Origin of the sequence: Sphingomonas sp. HITSZ_GF (genome assembly GCF_029543155.1) — a bacterium.
Lineage (GTDB): Bacteria > Pseudomonadota > Alphaproteobacteria > Sphingomonadales > Sphingomonadaceae > Sphingomonas.
The window spans coordinates 261258-279982 of record NZ_JARQXA010000004.1 but is presented as its reverse complement, the minus strand read 5'-3'; the positions used below and the strand labels follow the sequence as shown (position 1 = coordinate 279982).

General features: G+C 67.1%; 15 protein-coding genes. 8 read left to right on the top strand and 7 right to left on the bottom strand.

The annotated features are described in order from the left end of the window. Positions 1-13: 13 nt before the first annotated feature. The 4 genes from P6144_RS13090 to P6144_RS13075 all read left to right on the top strand — a co-directional run bounded on the left by P6144_RS13090 (position 14) and on the right by P6144_RS13075 (position 4003). Complete coding sequence (locus P6144_RS13090) at positions 14-1018, top strand: SAM-dependent methyltransferase (RefSeq protein WP_277768415.1); 1005 nt, start codon at positions 14-16, stop codon at positions 1016-1018. A gap of 135 nt (positions 1019-1153) precedes the next feature. Then, positions 1154-1657, top strand: coding sequence for a GNAT family N-acetyltransferase (locus tag P6144_RS13085; protein ID WP_277768205.1), 504 nt, complete (start codon positions 1154-1156; stop codon positions 1655-1657). Next, a complete protein-coding gene (gene pgeF / locus P6144_RS13080; protein ID WP_277768204.1) occupies positions 1654-2421 on the top strand; it encodes a peptidoglycan editing factor PgeF in 768 nt (255 codons plus the stop codon). The genes P6144_RS13085 and pgeF overlap by 4 nt, the downstream gene beginning before the upstream one ends. Before the next feature lie 271 nt (positions 2422-2692). Further along, on the top strand, positions 2693-4003 hold the full coding sequence (locus P6144_RS13075) for a cystathionine gamma-synthase family protein (protein ID WP_277768203.1): 1311 nt from the start codon (positions 2693-2695) through the stop codon (positions 4001-4003). Positions 4004-4028: 25 nt separating this feature from the next. Here P6144_RS13075 and P6144_RS13070 read toward each other — a convergent pair whose 3' ends face one another. From P6144_RS13070 to P6144_RS13060, 3 genes are all read right to left on the bottom strand, one after another. Beyond that, positions 4029-5939: a hypothetical protein gene (locus P6144_RS13070; RefSeq protein WP_277768202.1), complete on the bottom strand. Its 1911-nt coding sequence runs from the start codon at positions 5937-5939 to the stop codon at positions 4029-4031. Positions 5940-6147: 208 nt separating this feature from the next. After that, on the bottom strand, positions 6148-7149 hold the full coding sequence (locus P6144_RS13065; RefSeq protein ID WP_277768201.1) for an SGNH/GDSL hydrolase family protein: 1002 nt from the start codon (positions 7147-7149) through the stop codon (positions 6148-6150). A 31-nt stretch (positions 7150-7180) separates the two neighbouring features. Then, complete coding sequence (locus tag P6144_RS13060) at positions 7181-8077, bottom strand: iron-containing redox enzyme family protein (RefSeq protein ID WP_277768200.1); 897 nt, start codon at positions 8075-8077, stop codon at positions 7181-7183. Positions 8078-8282: 205 nt separating this feature from the next. On the opposite strand from P6144_RS13060, the gene P6144_RS13055 reads away from it, so the two are divergent. The 3 genes from P6144_RS13055 (at position 8283) to P6144_RS13045 (ending at position 13051) form a co-directional block, all read left to right on the top strand. Beyond that, the gene (locus tag P6144_RS13055) at positions 8283-9794 is read left to right on the top strand and encodes an acetyl-CoA hydrolase/transferase family protein (protein ID WP_277768199.1); all 1512 of its coding nucleotides are present in this window, start codon (positions 8283-8285) and stop codon (positions 9792-9794) included. Between the two features lie 42 nt (positions 9795-9836). Then, positions 9837-12152, top strand: a complete 2316-nt coding sequence (locus P6144_RS13050) for a GH92 family glycosyl hydrolase (protein WP_277768198.1) — start codon at positions 9837-9839, stop codon at positions 12150-12152. A 185-nt stretch (positions 12153-12337) separates the two neighbouring features. Beyond that, a complete protein-coding gene (locus P6144_RS13045; RefSeq protein ID WP_277768197.1) occupies positions 12338-13051 on the top strand; it encodes a hypothetical protein in 714 nt (237 codons plus the stop codon). A gap of 7 nt (positions 13052-13058) precedes the next feature. Here the strand turns inward: P6144_RS13045 and murA are convergent, their stop codons facing one another. After that, the gene (murA, locus tag P6144_RS13040; RefSeq protein WP_277768196.1) at positions 13059-14342 is read right to left on the bottom strand and encodes a UDP-N-acetylglucosamine 1-carboxyvinyltransferase; all 1284 of its coding nucleotides are present in this window, start codon (positions 14340-14342) and stop codon (positions 13059-13061) included. 147 nt (positions 14343-14489) lie between these two features. Between murA and P6144_RS13035 the strand changes: the two genes are divergently transcribed. Then, positions 14490-15200, top strand: coding sequence for a Crp/Fnr family transcriptional regulator (locus P6144_RS13035; protein WP_277768195.1), 711 nt, complete (start codon positions 14490-14492; stop codon positions 15198-15200). Positions 15201-15475: 275 nt separating this feature from the next. Here P6144_RS13035 and clpS read toward each other — a convergent pair whose 3' ends face one another. From clpS to phaC, 3 genes are all read right to left on the bottom strand, one after another. Further along, on the bottom strand, positions 15476-15808 hold the full coding sequence (gene clpS, locus P6144_RS13030) for an ATP-dependent Clp protease adapter ClpS (RefSeq protein ID WP_277768414.1): 333 nt from the start codon (positions 15806-15808) through the stop codon (positions 15476-15478). 202 nt (positions 15809-16010) lie between these two features. Further along, the gene (locus P6144_RS13025; RefSeq protein ID WP_277768194.1) at positions 16011-16778 is read right to left on the bottom strand and encodes a phasin family protein; all 768 of its coding nucleotides are present in this window, start codon (positions 16776-16778) and stop codon (positions 16011-16013) included. Between the two features lie 117 nt (positions 16779-16895). Next, positions 16896-18656, bottom strand: a complete 1761-nt coding sequence (gene phaC, locus P6144_RS13020) for a class I poly(R)-hydroxyalkanoic acid synthase (protein WP_277768193.1) — start codon at positions 18654-18656, stop codon at positions 16896-16898. Positions 18657-18725 lie beyond the last annotated feature (69 nt).

Here is an 18725-nt window from a genome sequence, read left to right as displayed (position 1 = left end):
CCGCGCCATCACCATGGCCGGGCCGATCCCGCTCTCGCAGTTCATGGGCGCCGCCAACGCGCATTATTACGCCACGCGCGATCCGCTCGGCGCGCGCGGCGACTTCACCACTGCGCCCGAAGTCAGCCAGATGTTCGGTGAGCTGATCGGGCTGTGGATCGCCGACCTGTGGCAGCGCGCCGGCGCTCCGCCCGCGCGCTATGTCGAGCTCGGGCCGGGCCGCGGGACCCTGGCGGCGGACGCGCTGCGCGCCATGGCCAAGGCGGGGCTTACCCCGCCGGTCGATATGATCGAGACCAGCCCCACCCTGCGCGCCGCCCAGGCCGAGCGCGTGCCGCATGCCGAGTTCCATCTCGGCCTCACCGGGCTGAGCGAAGACGCGCCGCTTATCTTCGTCGCCAACGAATTCTTCGACGCGCTGCCGATCCGCCAGCTGATCGCCACGCAGGAAGGCTGGCGCGAGCGCCTGGTCGCCTGCCAGGACACGCTGTTCCTGCCGATCGCCGGCGACCGCGGCTTCGACATGATCATCCCGCCCAGCTTCCGCGATGCCGCGCCGGGCTCGATCCTCGAGACATCACCGGCCAGCGTCGCAACGGTGCGCCAGCTCGCCCAGCGGCTGACCGCGCAGGGCGGCGCGGCGCTGATCATCGACTATGGCTATATGGGCCCGGCGATCGGGGACACGCTGCAGGCAGTGAAGGGGCATGAATATGCCAACCCCTTCGATACGCCGGGCGAGGCGGACCTGACCGCCCATGTCGATTTCGCCACGCTGGGCGAGGCGGCGCGCGCCGAGGGCCTCGTCATCCACGGCCCGGTCACCCAGGGCGAGTTCCTCACCCGCCTCGGCATCACCGAGCGCACCGCGGCGCTGTCGCTTGCCGCGCCCGAGCGCGCCGGCCAGCTCGCCACCGACCGCGATCGCCTGACCCACCCCGAGCAGATGGGCGAGTTGTTCAAGGTAATTGCGCTCACTGCCCCCGGCTGGCCGGCGCCCGCCGGGTTTTCGGAATGAACACCCAAGCCGTCACCCCCGCGAAAGCGGGGGCCCATCTCCCACGCTGTCGAGCCGATACAACCGCTGTTGTATGCTTGGCCTCGCTCCGAGATGGGTCCCCGCTTTCGCGGGGATGACGAGAAGAAGGAAGCAATGATCTACCGCGACGCCACTATCGACGATCTGCCCGCGATCGACACGCTGTTCCGCGCGAGCTTCATCGCGACCTTCGGCCATCTCTACCGGCCGCAGGATCTGGCCGGCTTCCTCGGCAAGTTCACGCCCGCGGCCTGGGCGCGCGAGTTCGCCGAGCCGGGTCTCGCCTTCCACCTCGCCGAGGACGAGCAGGGCCTGGCCGGCTTCGCCAAGGTGAGCCGGCTCACCTTGCCGGCGGAGACCAGCGCGCGCACCTATGAGCTGCGCCAGCTCTATCTCGACGAGCGGGCGAAGGGCAGCGGCGCCGCGCAGGTGCTGATGGACTGGGCGCTCGACCGGGGCCGCGCCGCCGGCGCCGAGGAGATGTGGCTCTCGGTCTATGTCGACAATCACCGTGCCCGGCGCTTCTACGAGAAGAACGGCTTCGAGGATCGCGGCCCCTATGTCTTCCTGGTCGGCAGCCATGAGGACGAGGACCGGCTGATGCGGCGGGCGCTGTGAGCGACGTGGAGGTCTTTCGCGCCCGCGCGCTCGATGGCGTCGCGCACGGCTTTCTCGGCCGCAAGGGCGGCGTCTCCACCGGCGCCATGGCCAGCCTCAATGTCGGCCTGGGATCGCAGGACGATCCCGCGCTGATCGCCGAGAATCGCCGCCGCGCCGCCGATGCGGTGCTGCCCGGCGCAAGGCTGGTGACGCTCTATCAGGTCCATTCGCCCGATTGCGTCGCGGTGATCGAGCCGTTCGAGGAGCAGTTGCGCCCGCGCGCCGATGCGCTGGTCACCGATCGCCCGGGCCTGGTGCTCGGCATCCTCACCGCCGATTGCGCGCCGGTGCTGTTCGCCGACAAGGAAGCCGGCATCGTCGGCGCCGCACATGCCGGGTGGAAGGGCGCGATCGGCGGCGTCACCGATTCGACGATCGCCGCGATGGAGGCACTGGGCGCGCAGCGCGCGCGCATCGTCGCCGCGGTCGGCCCGTGCATCGCGCGCGCGTCCTACGAAGTCGACGTGGTCTTCCTCGCCCGCTTCGCCGATGCCGATCCGGACAATGAGCGCTTTTTCACCGAGGGGCGCCGCGAGGATCACTGGCAGTTCGATCTCGAAGCCTATGTCGCGTCGCGCCTCGCCGCCGCCGACATCCGCACCGTCGAGATGCTCGGGCAGGACACCTATGCCCGCGAAGACCATTTCTACAGCTTCCGCCGCGCGACGCACCGCAGCGAGCCGGACTATGGCCGGCAGATCAGCCTGATCGGGCTGGGCTGAGCCCAATACCCACCGTCACCCTGAACTTGTTTCAGGGTCCAAGGTTGGGCTGGGCGACGCCCCTTCGCTTCGTGGACTGTCGTCCGCCGCACGTTGGATGCTGAAACAAGTTCAGCATGACGGGTTGGAGCGACGGATGTGGTTGCCCGCGGAAAGGCCCGCGGCTCCTCGCGCAGCGTGACTTTTGTGACCTTCCGCGCGTTTCAGGCTCCCCTTCGTCGCGCGAATCGTTACAGATGATACGAAATAAGCACATCCCCGGAGAGCCTGCATGACCGACGAAACCGAAGCCGACCTGACCGGCGGCACCCCGCGCCGACGCCCCAAGCCGTCGGCGGACAAGGTCGGCGATCGCAAGCTCAAGCCCAGCACGATGATGATGGGGCACGGCTATGATCCGATGCTCTCGGAAGGCTCGCTCAAGCCGCCGATCTTCCTCACCTCGACCTTCGTCTTCCCCAATGCCGCCGCCGGCAAGCGCCATTTCGAAGGCGTCACCGGCAAGCGCCCGGGCGGCGCCGACGGGCTGGTCTATTCGCGCTTCAACGGCCCGAACCAGGAGATTCTCGAGGATCGCCTCGGCATCTGGGAAGGCGCCGAGGACGCACTCGCCTTTTCCTCGGGCATGTCGGCGATCGCCACGCTGTTCCTGTCGATGGTCAAGCCGGGCGACACGATCGTCCATTCGGGCCCGCTCTATGCGGCAACCGAGACGCTGATCGCGCGCATCCTCGGCCGCTTCGGCGTCCACTGGCTCGACTTCCCCGCCGGCGCCACCCGCGAGGAGATCGACGCGGTGCTGGGCAAGGCGGCCTCGGGCAATGTCGCGCTGATCTATCTGGAGAGCCCCGCCAACCCGACCAACGCGCTGGTCGATGTCGAAGCCGTCCGCGCCAGCCGCGACGCCATCTTCACCGGAGCAAACAAGCCGCCGATCGCGATCGACAACACCTTCCTGGGCCCCTTGTGGGCCAAGCCGCTCGAGCAGGGCGCCGACATCGTCGTCTATTCGCTGACCAAATATGCCGGCGGCCATTCGGATCTGGTGGCGGGCGGCGTGCTCGGCTCGAAGGAGCACATCAACACGATCCGCCTGATGCGCAACACGATCGGCACGATCTGCGATCCCAACACCGCCTGGATGCTGCTGCGCTCGCTCGAAACGCTCGAGCTGCGCATGTCGCGCGCCGGCGAGAATGCCGTGAAGGTCTGCGAATTCCTGCGCAGCCACCCAAAGGTCGAGCATGTCGGCTATCTCGGCTTCCTCGAAGAAGGCTCGCGCCAGGCCGACATCTACCAACGCCACTGCACCGGCGCCGGATCGACATTCTCGCTCTATCTGAAGGGCGGCGAGAAGGAGGCCTTCGCGTTCCTCGACAGCCTCAAGATCGCCAAGCTCGCCGTGTCGCTCGGCGGTACCGAAACGTTGGCGAGCCACCCGGCCGGCATGACCCATCTCTCGGTGCCCGATGCCCGCAAGCAGGCGCTGGGCATCACCGACAATCTCGTCCGCATCTCGATCGGCGTCGAGGATGCCGAGGACCTGATCGCCGATTTCGAGGAAGCGCTGAAGGCAGTCTAGCCCGCCGCGCCGCCTCCCTTCGGCTTCAGTGGACGAAACCGAAGGGCAGCGTCGCGGTCAGCGGCAGCGCGAAGCACTGGCCGTTGAGCGCATTGGCCATCATCCGCTGGCGCCGCTCGAGATCGTCCTCGGCCGGGTCGCCGGGATTGTTCAGGAAGGTCGACAGGCTGGCGACACCGGCGGGTGTGCGCGGCTTCACATGGGTGAACGCCGTGCCGGTGTCGCCGGTATGGCAGCCATTGCAGGTGCCGATCGAGAAGGCGGCGAGCGCCGCGGGGTCGACCGGCGTCGCGAAGCTCGTGTCGGTCCAGGTGAAGCTGGTGTTGTTGAAGGTCGGCGATTCCCCGCCGAGGATCGGCGCGTTCGACGGCGCCGGCAGCACCGCGGGAATGACATAGGTGCCGTTGAGCAGCGCCGCCTGGTTGTCGCCGATGAACTGCGCGAGCAGCGCACGGGGACCCGGGGCGTTCTTGAAGCTGATATCGGGGTTCTGCTTCACCGTCACATTGTGGAGCGCGCCCGGATCCGGATCGCCGGCGCTGCGCGGCTGGAATTCGAACAGCATCCAGGGGCCGGCGATCAGGTCGTTGGTGCGCACCTGCCCGATCGCGCTGCGGTTGGGCAACTGGGCGGGATTGGCGCCGGCGGTGACGAAGCTCTCGGTCAGCGTCTGGAGCTTGGTGTTGAAGCTGCCGCCCAGCACGAACCCGCTGCCGCTCAGGCTGAACCAGTCCTGGATCCAAGCCTTTTTCGCCGCGCAGCTCGATTTCTGGATCGCATATTCGAAGATCACCGTCGATTGCTGCACCCCGCAGGCATTGTTGGGATCCAGCACGCCGAACACGAAGCGCGCCTCACCGGCATTGCCGCCGCTATAGCCGCTCACCCCGGTACCGAGATCGGTTCGGGAAACGATCGCGAGCAGGCGGAACGGCGCCTTGTCGAGGTTGAGCTTCACGCCGCCGCTCTGCGTCAGCCAGCGGTCGCGCACCATCGAGACGAACCCGGGCCGCGCGCCGGCGCTGAAGCTGTTGACCGGTTGCGCGCTATTCTGCTGCGTCAGCCAGTTGAACACGAAGTCCTCGGGCGCGATGCCGGTCTGCGGCGTGTTCGCCATCTCGGTCATCAGGTGCTTGAAGGTCCACACGCCGTTCGGATTGCCCTGGTTGGGCACGGTGGTGCACGGCTCGAACGTGCGGGTCGTATCCTTCACCACTTCGGGCGCGGTGATCATCAGCGAGCGCTCGGGCTTGACCGCCGAGGGCAGGACCTTGAGCTTGAGCTTGGGCAGCGTGAGGATGCCCACCGGCACCTGCCTGCCGAACAGCGTGGCGCGCACGTCGCCCTTCGCCCGGTCGAAGCGCAGCACCTCGGCCGGGCGGCGCGCCGCCGGCAGCTTGAAGGTCGCGAGCGCCGCCTTCGAATCGGTGACCGATTGGGTCCGGAACAGCCGGTCGGCGGTGAGCTGCTGCGTCCTGAGCTGCGGCGCGGTCAGCAACTTGGCGCCGCCTTGCAGCTTGCGCGTCGGCGGATCGAAGCGGAGCGAGCGGATCGCCGGCGCGGTCAGCGGTTCGGCCTGCACCTTGGCGAAGTTCGCGGTGGCGGTGCGTCCGAGCTCGTCGACGTCGAAGCGCACCTTCGCGGTATAGGTGCCGTCGCCCGCACGCCGGTCGCCGTCGCGGCCGAGATCGTTCACGATCACGTCGCCAGTGTCGAAGGCATAGGGGAAGCTGCCCGGATGCGCCGGCCCCTTGATCGCATGGACCAGCAGCAGCGTCGTTCCGGCCCGCGCATCCTGCTCGATCGCGACCGAGTCGATGCCCGGCAGCGCGGCCGGGGTCTTTGGATCGTTGCGTCCTGTCTGCTGCGCCACGCCAATCCCGCAAATGGCCGCAACAAGGCTCACGCCGAAAACCACATTGAGTGCACGACGCATGGGATTTCCCCTACCGGATTTATTTGTGGATACTTATCCGAAATGTTTCCGGAGTCCTAAAGGACTTTGCGCCGTTTCGAACCATTGTTCGAACCCACATGGATATTCATCGGGAACTTCCGGCATTTTTCAGAGAACTATGCAGCGGCATTGCCACGCGCATTTTTAGCTGCACACTTCCTGTCCGGATGCCGAACCAGGCCCGGGCTCAGCCGCGGATCGCCTTTTCGAGCAGGTCCGCCATGGCGCGGTGATCCTGGAGCGACGGGTGCCAGTTGCAGCCCGTCATCTCGAGCTTGGGGACCTTCACCGCCGCCACGCCCGTCGCCGCCGCCACCGCAGCGACATCGGCGTAGAAATTCTCGGCCCCCATCAGCAGGATGCGAGCCCCGGGCCAGGCCGCCTGGCGGGCGCGGACAAAGGCGATGTACTTCGCCCGATAATCGGCCCTGAGCGCCGCATCGTCGGCCCAGGCCTCGCCGGCATGGACGGGAGTCGAGAAGTCGTTGGTGCCCAGGTTGATCACGACGATCCCGGGCTTCCAGCCATCGGCGCGGGCAGGCTCCGGCGCGCCGGGGATCGCGCGGGGATAGAGGAAGGGCAGGCTCTCACCGGGAAATTTGCCGGCATAGTTGCGGACAATTCCATAGCCCGAATAGGCGATCACCCGGTAATCGGCGCCCAGCCGTTTGGCCAGGATCGGCCCGAAGGCCTGGCTGGTATCGGTGGTGTCGTGCACCTGCGCCGCCTTGCAGTCGCGCGTCGCCGAGGTGTTGCCATAGCCGACGCTGTGCGAATCGCCGATGAACTCGATCCTGGCGGTGCGCGCCGGCGCCGTCAGCGGCGTGCCATGGGTGAAGAAGCCCAGGAAGGTGCCCCCGCCCGACTGGCTCTCGGTCAGCTTCTCCAGCCGCACGGTGTGGACGCCCGGCTTCAGCCCGGCGACGCGCAACTCGGTCCGCTCGGGTCTGGTCAGCGTCTGGAACACCCGGCCATCGACCAGCACGCGGTAGAAATCGGTGCGCGTGTCGAACGCCACGGTCACGTCGGTGCCGCGGAAGCGACCCTCGAAATACGTGCCGGGCCAGCCGAAGCGCAGCGCCTGCCCCTCTGCCACCGCGCGGCCGCCGACATGCACCGGCAGGCGCTTGCCCGGATCGGGGGCGGGGACCGAGAGAAGGACGGGCAGGAGCAGCGCGGCGAGCTTCATGCCCCCAGCCTAGAGCGGCCCGGGCGCCCCGTCAGCCCCACAGGCGATCGCGATAGGCCGCGAAGCAGCGCTCGCCGCATTTGAGCCGGATCAGCGCGCCCTCGGCCATCGCCGTCGCGCGGCGCGGATCGTCCGCCACGGCCGGGCGGATCGCCTCGCGGTTCCAGTCCTCGCTGTGCTTGACGTCGAGCACGGCGTGGAGCGTGAAATAGCGCGCCTCCTTGGGCGTCAGCCCGACGCGCTTGAGCCCTTCGGCGACCAGCGCCGCCCGGCCCGGCGCGGTCAGCTCGATCACGCCCAGGGCGCCCACCGAATGCCAGGCATAGCGGCGCTGCGTCGCCATCGCGGTCATCGCATTGGCAAGGCACAGGCTCTCCCATACCGTGTTCTCGATCACCGGCGTCACCGCCAGCGTCTCGACCAGCGCATCGAGCATCGGGCCGTGCATGCCCTTTTCGGTGCCATGCCCCATCTCGTCCCAATAGTTGCGGGCAAGCTCCAGTTTCGGCCGCACCGGCAGCTTCACCTGCGTCATCGCCACCAGATCGTCGAACCCGGCCTCGCCCGCGGCTTCCTGCTCGAAGAACCATCGAAGCTGGTCCCGGTCGGCATGCTCGGCGAGCCAGGGGAACAGCGGATCGCCCTGCCCGGGCCCCACCGCCTTCAGCCCCTCGAACCAGGCGATGAAGCCCTCGACGTCGGTCGGCGCCGCCGCGGCCTCGGCCGCGACTTCGGCGCGCAGCTCTTCGAGGAACGCGCCTTCCAGCCGCTGCATCTTCACGTCGCGCTCGAAGACCTTCTGCCAGTCGGCATCGGGAAATCCGGGCGACAACCGCTCGCGATTCCAGTGCGCAAGCCCGCGCTGGAAACTGTCCTTCAGAAATTGCGAGCCGAGGTCGTTCGCGAAATCGCGCGCGCGCGTTGCCATGTCGTCATCTCTCTCCTGGGATGGCGCAACAACCGGCCCCAAGCGCGTCGGGTTCCGCCGCGCCGCGAAGAAACCCGCCGATTTCCGTCACTTATAACCTGGGTTAAGCTCGCGTGCCGGTATCGCGCGTGCAGCATGCGAAACCTGCATTCGTCCATGCGCTGCGCGCTGCGCTAGCGACCGGGCATCATCCCAGAGGAAACCCATGACGTCCCGCATTGCCCATCCCGGCCTCGCCGCCAAGGTCACCACCGCCGAGCAGGCCGCCAGCTTCATCGACGACCACATGACCGTGGGCATGAGCGGCTTCACCGGATCGGGCTATCCCAAGGCGGTGCCGATGGCGTTGGCGCGGCGCATCGCCGCCGAGCGCGCCGCCGGGCGCAACCTGCGCGTGAAGGTGTGGACCGGCGCCTCGACCGGCCCCGAGCTCGACGGCGCGCTGGCGGAGGCGGACGGTATCGAGCTGCGCCTGCCCTACAACTCCGATCCCACCGCACGCGAACGGATCAACAAGGGCGAGATGGAATATCTCGACATGCACCTCAGCCAGGTCGCGCCAATGGCCTGGGAAGGGTTTCTCGGGCCGCTCGACATCGCAGTGATCGAAGTCTCCGGCATCAACGCCGACGGCTCGCTGATCCCCTCCTCCTCGGTCGGCAACAACAAGACCTGGCTCGATCGCGCGCATGCCGTGATCCTCGAGGTCAACAGCTGGCAGAACCCTGCGCTCGATGGGATGCACGACATCTATTACGGCACCGCGCTGCCGCCCAATCGCGTGCCGATCCCGCTGGTCCGCCCCGACGATCGCTTCGGCCAGCCGAGCTTCCGCTGCGATCCGGACAAGGTGATCGCCGTGGTCGAGACCGACGCACCCGATCGCAACCTGCCTTTCGCCAAGCCCGACGAGACCGCGCTCGCCATTGCCGGCCACATCATCGAATTCTTCAAGCACGAAGTCGGCAAGGGCCGGCTGCCCCCGAACCTGCTGCCGCTCCAGTCGGGCGTCGGCAACATCGCCAACGCGGTGCTCGCCGGGCTGCTCGATGCGCCCTTCACCGACATGACCGCCTATACCGAGGTGCTGCAGGACGGGATGCTCGACCTGCTCGCCTCGGGCAAGCTGCGCATGGCATCGTGCACCGCCTTCTCGCTCAGCCCCGATGCAGCGGCGCGGCTCAATGCCGAGATGGCGCAGTTCCGCGATCGGATCATCCTGCGCCCACAGGAGATGAGCAATCATCCCGAGCTCGTCCGGCGGCTGGGCTGCCTCGCGATGAACGGGCTGATCGAGGCCGATATCTACGGCAACGTCAACTCGACCCATATCATGGGCTCGCGCATCCAGAACGGCATCGGCGGCTCGGGCGATTTCGCGCGCAACGCCTATCTCTCGATCTTCATGACGCCTTCCACCGCCAAGGGCGGCAAGATCTCGTCGATCGTCCCGCATGTCAGCCATGTCGATCACATCGCACAGGACGTGCAGGTTATCGTCACCGAACAGGGCCTGGCCGATCTGCGCGGCCTCGCCCCACGCCGCCGCGCCGAGCTGGTGATCGAGAAATGCGCGCATCCCGAGTACCGCGAGATGCTGCGCGACTATTATGCGCGCGCGCTCAAGGGCAGCTACGGCCTGCAGACGCCGATGCTGTGCGGCGAGGCGCTGGCCTGGCACCAGCGCTTCCTCGAAACCGGCAGCATGCTGCCCTGATCGCGCTTGGATGCGGGCGCGGGCCATGCTCTAACCCGCGCCATGATCGCCCGCTTCCGCACCGGCCTCGCCGCGCTCGCCGCCCTGTCGCTCCCCGTCCAGCCGATCCTGGCGCAGACCAGCGGCAGCGGATCGACCTATGACGCCGCCGATCCGATGATCGGCACCGGCGGCGAGGGGCATACGTTTCCGGGGGCGGTCGCGCCCTTCGGCATGATCCAGCTCAGCCCGGACACCGACACCACCTGCCAGATCCGCAAATGCTACGGCCATGCCGCCGGCTATCGCTACGAGGACCCGACGATCCAGGGCTTCTCGATGACGCATTTCTCGGGCGCGGGCCATTCGGACCTGGGCGATTTCCTGGTCCAGCCGGTCGCGGGCGAAGTGGCGGGGATCGAGCCCGACGACTATCGCTCGCCCTTCGACCATGCGACCGAGCAGGCGGTGCCCGGCTATTATGCCGTGACGCTCGCCAGGCCGGGCGTCCGCGCCGAGATGACCGCGGGTGCCCGCGTCGGCGTCCAGCGCTATGCCTTCCCTGCGGGCAAGGCCGCGCATCTGCTGCTCGACCTGCGGAGTTCGCTCTACAATTATCCGGGCAAGATCCTCTGGTCCTCGATCCGCATCCGCGCGGACGGCACGATCACCGGCGCGCGCGAGACGCGCGGCTGGGCGCCCGCCCGTAAATTGTTCTTCGCGATCCGCCCGTCGGCGCCGCTCACCGGCCACAGCTTCCTGAACAAGGAGGAGAAGGTCGAGTATAAGGGCTTCCAGGGCCCGAGCCGCGGCATGGACGACGCGCAGCAGCTCGCCGGGCGCGCGCTGGTCGCGCAGCTCGATTTCGGCATGCTCGACAAGCCGCTCGAAATGAAGGTCGCGCTCTCGACGGTCGACGAGGACGGCGCGATCGCCAATCTCGATAGCGAGCCCGGCGATTTCGACACCGTCCGCGCCGCCACCCGCAAGGCCTGGGACAAGGCGCTCGGCGCAATCGAGATCGACGCGCCCGCGCCGATGAAGAAGACGATCGCCACCGCGCTCTACCACAGCCTGATGGCACCCAGCGTCGCCTCCGACGCCGACGGCCGCTGGCGGGGACCGGACGACCAGGTCCACCAGGCCAAGGGCTTCACCTTCCACTCGACCTTTTCGCTATGGGACACCTTCCGCGCCGAACATCCGCTGCTGCTGCTCGTCCAGCCGGAGAAGAAGAACGCCGACTTCATCAACTCGCTGATCGCCAGTCAGCAGATCAGCCCGTTCGGCATCCTGCCGGTCTGGCAGTTCCAGGGCCGCGAGACCTGGACGATGATCGGCTATCACGCGGTGCCGGTGATCGCCGACGCCTATCTGAAGGGCCTGAAGGGCTTCGATCCGAACGCCGCGCTCGATGCGATGGTGAAGAGCGCCACCTACGGCCCCTATGGCGGGCTCGATCACTATATGAAGCTCGGCTACGTCCCGATCGACAAGGAGCCGGAAGCCGCCTCCAAGACGGTCGAATACGCCTATGACGACTGGACCATCGCGCGCATGGCCGCCGCGATGGGCAATCCGGACCTCGCCGCCACGTTCGAGAAGCGCGCCGGCAACTGGCGCAACAGCTTCGATGCCAAGACCGGCTTCCTGCGCGCCCGCAAGGCCGACGGCAGCTTCCGCACGCCCTTCGATCCCACCGCGATCAACTATGGATCGGACTACACCGAGGGCAATGCCTGGCAATATAGCTGGTTCGTGCCGCAGGACCAGGCCGGCATGTTCGCGCTGCTCGGCGGCGACGCGGCGGCGGTGAAGAAGCTCGATGCGATGTTCGACTTCGACAATTCGAAGCTCGACTACAGCCATGCCGAGGACATTGCCGGGCTGATCGGCCAATATATCCACGGCAACGAGCCGAGCCACCATGTCGCCTATCTCTACAGCTATGCCGGCCAGCCCTGGCGCACCCAGGAGCGGCTCAAGCAGATCGTCGAGAGCCAGTACAAGCCGACGCCGGACGGGCTTTCGGGCAATGACGATCTCGGCCAGATGTCGGCCTGGCTCGTCTTCACTGCGCTCGGCTTCTATCCGGTCGCGCCGGGCTCGAACGAATATGTGATCGGCCGCCCCTTCGCCAACCGCGTCGCGCTCAACCTGCCCAGCGGCAAGCGCTTCGCCATCGTCGCGGACGGCCTGTCGGACGCCAACAAATATGTCGGCAAGGTCACGCTCAACGGCAAGCCGCTGGCGCGCGGCTATCTGAAGCACGCCGAGATCGTCGCCGGCGGCGAACTGCGCTTCACGATGCAGGCGTCGCCCAACAAGAGCTGGGCGACGGGCAAGGCGGCGCGCCCCTATTCGATGAGCGCCAACTAGGGCGCCGCACCCGTCATCGCCGGCCAAGCCGTTCCGGACGCGCACCGATCGACTTTGGTCGCAGCAGGATCGGATTCCGAAGCAAGCAGCATGGCGAGCGGCAGCAAAGCGGGCAAATGTCCCCGCAACTCGATTGCCCTGTCCGTGCCGAGCATCCCCACCCTCGGGTCGCACCGGAGAGCCCTATGCGTTTGATTTCGATTCCCGCGCTCGCTGCGCTTGTCGCCATGGCAGCCGCCCCCGTCGCCGCACAGGATCACGCGCCCTCCAATCCGAACATGGGCCAGTCCCGGAACAAGGCGATAAAGGGCAAGATGGCCGCGCCCGATGCGCCGCCGTCCGGCCCGGTGCCTGCCAATATCGGGATCATGCCCTGCCCTGCGCTGGCGGCGCAGATCACCGCCGCCACCAATATCGGAATCGCCGACGCAATGAGCCAGCGCGCGGCGATGCAGAATGCGCGAAACCAATATAATGCGATGACCGCGCGCGCGCAGACCAATTTCGGCAAGGCCGGCATGGCCAAGGTTGCGGGCGCCCGGGGTGCCGCTACCGCGCTGTCACAACAGGCGGGCGCGCAGCTGGAACGCGACTCGCGGGGATATGCGCAAACCGGGCGCAATATCTCCGCCGCCACGCCCCGCGTCCTGGCGGACATGGGTACGCTCGATGCCCTGACCAAGGAATATGATCGCCGGTGCGGCGGCGCTTATGGCGCGCCGGCGGCGGGCAGCGCCGCGACCGCAGGCACCACCGAAGCCGATATCGCCTCCGCGGTTTCCGCAGCCTCGGCCACGCCGGCAAACACCGGCTACAACGGCAATCCGGAATGCGCCGACTTCCCGCCCGCCGGGCAAAAGGATTGCGAACGCCTGCTGAAGCCCAGGAAAAAGGGCTGAACCCTCCTCAGCCGTCGCCGACGCGCTCGATATCCGCACCCACCGCCTGAAGCTTCTCCTCAAGGCGCTCGTAACCGCGGTCGAGGTGATAGACGCGGTTGACCTGGGTCTCGCCCTCGGCGGCCAGGCCGGCGAGGATCAGGCTCATCGAGGCACGAAGGTCGGTCGCCATCACCTGCGCGCCGACCAGCTTGGCCGGGCCGTGGACCACGGCAGTGCGCCCACGCACATCGATATGCGCGCCCATGCGGGTCAGCTCGGGCACGTGCATGTAGCGGTTCTCGAAGATCGTCTCGGTGAACACGCTGGCGCCCTCGGCAACCAGCTGCATCGCCATGAACTGCGCCTGCATGTCGGTTGCGAAGCCCGGGAAGGGCGCTGTCGACAGCGTCAGCGGCTTGAGCGGTCCATTGGCGGCGATGCGGATGCCGGCCTTGGTCTCCTCGACGGTCACGCCCGCCTGGATCAGCGCATCGAGCGTGGCGCGCATATCGCCGGCCACGGCGCCTACCAGCTCGACGTCACCACCGGTGATCGCCGCGGCGCAGGCATAGCTGCCCGCCTCGATCCGGTCAGGCATCACTGCATAGGTCGCGCCGTGCAGCCGGTCGACGCCTTCGATCTCCAGCCGCTCGGTGCCGATGCCGCCGATATGCGCGCCCATCGCGACGAGCAGGTTGCACAGGTCGACGATCTCGGGCTCGCGCGCGGCATTGTCGAGCACGGTGGTGCCCTTGCAGGTCACCGCCGCCATCAGCGCATTCTCGGTGGCGCCGACCGAGACGACCGGGAAGCTGAAGCGCCCGCCGGGCAGGCGGCCGCCCGGTGCGGTCGCCTTCACATAGCCTGCGGCCAGCTCGATCTCGGCGCCCATCGCCTCGAGCGCCTTCAGGTGGAGGTCGATCGGGCGGTTGCCGATCGCGCAGCCGCCGGGCAGCGACACCGTCGCCTCGCCGGCGCGGCCGAGCAGCGGGCCGAGCACCAGGATCGAGGCGCGCATCTTGCGGACGATGTCATAGGGGGCGACCGTCGAGGTCAGCTTGCCCGCGCGCACCGTCATCACCCGGCCGAAATCGGTGGGGCGCGTGCCCTCGATCGCGGTCGAGGCGCCGAGCTCGTTGAGCAGATGGCCGAAGCTGTCGACGTCCGCCAGGCGCGGCAGATTGCGCAGCGTCAGCGGCTCGTCGGTGAGCAGCGCGCAGGGCATCAGCGTCAGCGCGGCGTTCTTCGCGCCGGAGACGGGGATCTTGCCGGAGAGGCGCTTGCCGCCACGAATGAGAATACGGTCCATGCCGGGCTTCTAGTCGCTGGCCAGCCGCACGCAAGTGCAGGCGTTTTTTCCGCCCTTGATCGATTTTAATGCATTGATTCAATTGCACTGCTTTGCATCGACCCCGTGGGGGGAAGCCATCGCGTGTCGGGCAGTTGTTTCGCGGAAATGCTGAGTCAGCTCATCGACCTTACTCCGGTCGAGCAGCGGGCACTCGAAAAACTGGAGGAACGCCAGCGGCCTGTGCGCCGCGGGGCGGTGTTGCAGCGCGAAAATGAGGGCTGCAGCGAGCTCTATATCCTGCGCAAGGGGCTGATGATGAGCTATGTGCTGCTCGACGACGGCAGCCGGCAGATCCTGCGCTTCCTCTTCCCCGGCGACATGCTGGGCGTGTCCAGCGCCGTCTATCAGGAAGCACCCGAGACGCTGGCGGCGCTGTCCGACTGCGTGGTCTGTCCGTTCGACCGCAGCGCGCTGTCCGACCTGATGGTCGAGCATCCGCGGCTGGCGGCGATGGTGCTGGTCTATTCGCAGATCGAGCGGGTGGCGCTCACCGATCGGCTTGCCGCGCTCGGCCGCACCAGCGCGAAGGCGCGCGTGGCCGCGTTGCTGATCGAGCTGCGCAACCGCCTGCGCCGGGTCGACAAGAGCGTCACCACCGCCTTCACCCTCGGGTTGACCCAGGAGGAGATCGGCGATGCGACCGGGCTGACCGCGGTGCACGTCAACCGGATGCTGCGCCAGCTCGAGGAAGAAGGGCTGATCGCCCGTGAGGCGGGCCGCGTCACCCTGCGCGACGAGCGCGCGCTCACCCGCGCCGCCAATTACATCAATCGCTATGAGGGACTCGATCTCGGCTGGCTGCCAAGGACGCGCTGAGTTTCGCCGAAAAGAATTGGGCCGGACGTCGAGCGATGACAAGTCGCGCCGTCCGGCCCTTGTTCCCGCCCAAAACCCCCCGGTTCCCAGGAACTGAGGCGCTTATAGATCGCGCCGCGCGGCAGGTATTTCCCGGAAAAGCGCCTACGCGGGTTTGCCCGGAGGCGGAGGCGTAACAACTATATCGTCATCCCGGCGAAAGCCGGGATCCCAGGCGAAGGCGCACACGGTTTGCGGCACGAGATCCCGGCTTTCGCCGGGATGACGGATTGGGCTTACGCCTTCTCCAGCGTGCATTGCAGCGGATGCTGGTTCTGCCGGGCGAACTCGATCACCTGGGCGACCTTGGTCTCCGCCACTTCATAGCTGAACACGCCGCACACGCCGACGCCGCGCTGGTGGACGTGGAGCATCACCCGCGTCGCCTCTTCCATGTTCATCCGGAAGAAGCGCTGCAGGCAGAGCACGACGAACTCCATCGGAGTGTAGTCGTCGTTGAGCATCAGCACCCGATAGGGCGTCGGCTTCTTGGTGCGCGTGCGAGTGCGCGTGGCGAGACCGATCGAGGGGTCGTTGCCCCGATCGTCGTCGTTGCCGTCCTCGGCCATGCGGATCGCGAAAGTCACGGGATTTGTCACGCTGCGGAAAATATGGGCTCGCGCCGCCAAGGGCAAGGCCGGGGCGAACGCGTAAACCCTGATTGGAAACGGATAAAAGGAAAGGGCGGCCATTCCCGGGGGAACAGCCGCCCTGAACCTTGGTCTTCCGCGTCGCTGGCGCGGCGTGCGCCGGCCGACCGGAAGCCGGGGCTTACGCCGCGGTCTTCACCTTCTCGGCGGCGACGGCAACGCGGTTCGACAGCGGCTGGGCCGCGTCGCTGGCGAGCTTGATCAGCGCCTCGGTGTTCTTCGACGCCTCGGCGACGTACGAGTCGAACGCGCCGCGGAAATAGTCGCTCTGCAGCTTGAAGAACTCGGTCGGCGACTTGACCGACGACAGGCTCTTCAGCGCGGCGGTCGCGGTTTCGAACGACTTGCGGCTATATTCGGCGGCGTCCTGGCCCAGGCCCTCGATGCCCTTGGCAGCGATGCGGCCCGACTCGACCAGCGCCTCGACATTGCCCTTGGCGAAGTCATTGGCTTCCTCGACCAGCTTGGTCGACTTCTCGACGGCGGTCTTGGTGCGGTCGTTCCACTCGGCGAACAGAGCCTGGGCCTTGCCGGTGGCAGTCTCGAACGGGTTTTCCATCTTCCAGCTTCCCTTCACTTCCGGCTTCGCGGCGATCTCTTCGACGGCCTCGACGACGGCGATTGCGGTTTCCGCGGCGGCTTCCTTGATCGGCTCTGCCACGGCTTCGACGGTTTCAGTCACTTCCTGCGGTGCTGCCTCAAGGACCGGGACCGGCTCGGCGATGACGGGTGCCGGGGCGATCGCTTTCGCGATCGGCGCGGCCGCCTTCTTCACCGGCGCGGGCTTCTCAGCCTTGGGCGCAGCAACTTTCGGCGCGGCCTTAGCGCGCGCCGCAGGCTTCGGAGCGGCAGGCTTGGCCTTGCCGGTCTTCGGTCCCTTGGTGGCCATGATATGCCTTCCCCATGACTATTGCTGCAATGCAGCATGTAAGCGCAGGCAGCAGCGAATGCAAGGGACTTTTGTGCAGTGCACAAAAACAGAATTTACGCTACGGAATGCGTGGATTCAGCGCATCCGCACATAGCTTCCCGGCGCGTCCTCCAGGGCCTCCAGCTTGCCCCCGCCCGGCACGCGTGCGCCCGTCACGGGCGTTTTTGCTGCATCCAGATCCTGGAGCCATGCGAGCCAGTCGGGCCACCAACTCCCCTTGGTCTCCTTTGCTCCCGCGAAAAATTCGGCGAGCGTCCCGGCCTTCGCCGAATTGGTCCAATACTGGTATTTCTGCGCGGAAGGCGGGTTCACCACGCCGGCGATATGCCCCGATCCGGCGAGCACGAACTTGAGCGGCCCCTTGAAATAATGCGTGATCTTCCAGACGCTCTCGGCCGGCGCGATATGGTCCTCGCGCCCGGCCTGGACATAGGTCGGCGTCGCCACTTTCGACAGGTCGAGCGGGGTGCCGCCGATCGCCAGCGCGCCGGGCTGGACCAGCTTGTTGTCGCGGTACAGGTCGGTCAGGTAGCTCATGTGCCAACGCGCCGGCAGGTTGGTCACGTCCGAGTTCCAGTGGAGCAGGTCGAACGGGGCATAGTCCTTGCCCATCAGGTAGTTGTTGGTGACGTAGTTCCAGATCAGGTCGCGCCCGCGCAGCAGGTTGAAGGTCGCCGCCATGTAGCGCCCGTCGAGGAACCCCTCGGTCCCCAGGCTGCGGATCATCGCCAGCTGGTCGTCATCGACGAACATGCTGAGCTCGCCGGCATCGGCGAAGTCCACTTGCGCGGTGAAGAAGGTCGCGCTCTTCACCTTCTCCGCTTGCCCGCGCGCGTGGAGCACCGCCAGCGTCGCGGCGAGCGTGGTGCCGGCCACGCAATAGCCGATCGCGTGCACGCCTTTAACGCCGAGCAGGTCGCGCACCGTGTCGATCGCGTCGATCTGCCCCTGCTCGACATAATCGTCCCACACCACGTCCTTCATCGTGGCGTCGGCCGACTTCCACGAGACGACGAACACGGTGATCCCCTGCTCCACCGCCCAGCGGATGAAGCTCTTCTCGGGGTTGAGGTCGAGGATGTAGTAGCGGTTGATCCAGGGCGGGAAGATGATCAGCGGCGTCGCATAGACTTCTTTCGCGCCTTCCGCCGGGGCATATTGGATCAGTTCGTAGAGCGGCGTGCGCTTGACGACCTTGCCCGGGGTCAGCGCCAGGTTGCGGCCCAGCTCGTACACGCCCTCCGCGGTCTGGGTCATCTGGCCCCTGGCCATGTCGCCCATCATGTTCGACAGGCCCTTGAGCAGGCTCTCGCCCTTGGTCTCGACGATCTTCTCGAGCACTTCGGGGTTGGTCGCGGGGAAGTTGGTCGGGCTCACCGCGTCGAGGAAGCCCCTGGTGGCGAAGCGCACCTGCTCCTTCTGCCGGGCATCGATGCCGTCCAGCGCATCGACGCCGCGCAGCATGTGGTCGGCGATCACCAGATAGCTCTGGCGCAGGAAGTCGAACAGCGGCTCCTCGCGCCATTGCGGCGCCTTGAAGCGCTTGTCGCGCGCCTGCTCGGCCGTCTCCTCGAAGGGCTCGGCATGCTGCGGGTCGAGGAAGCGCTGCCACAGCTTCATCGTGTCCGACCAGAAATCGGTGGTCGCCTTCACCGCCGCGCCCGGGCCGAGCATCGCCGGGAACGCAGGCGCGCCGAACGGCGCCGCCGCGCCGGGCATATGCTCCATCATATCGAAGCCATGCTCGAGCATCATCTGCTGCGCACGGCCGAGCACCCAGGTCCAATGCTGCAGGTCCGCAAGGTCGGGAATCGGCGGATTGGTCGTCTCGGCCATGCTTATCCTCTTCAAGCGCCGCTTTAGCGCACCACAGGCAACTCGTCATTCCCGCGAGCGAGAACATGG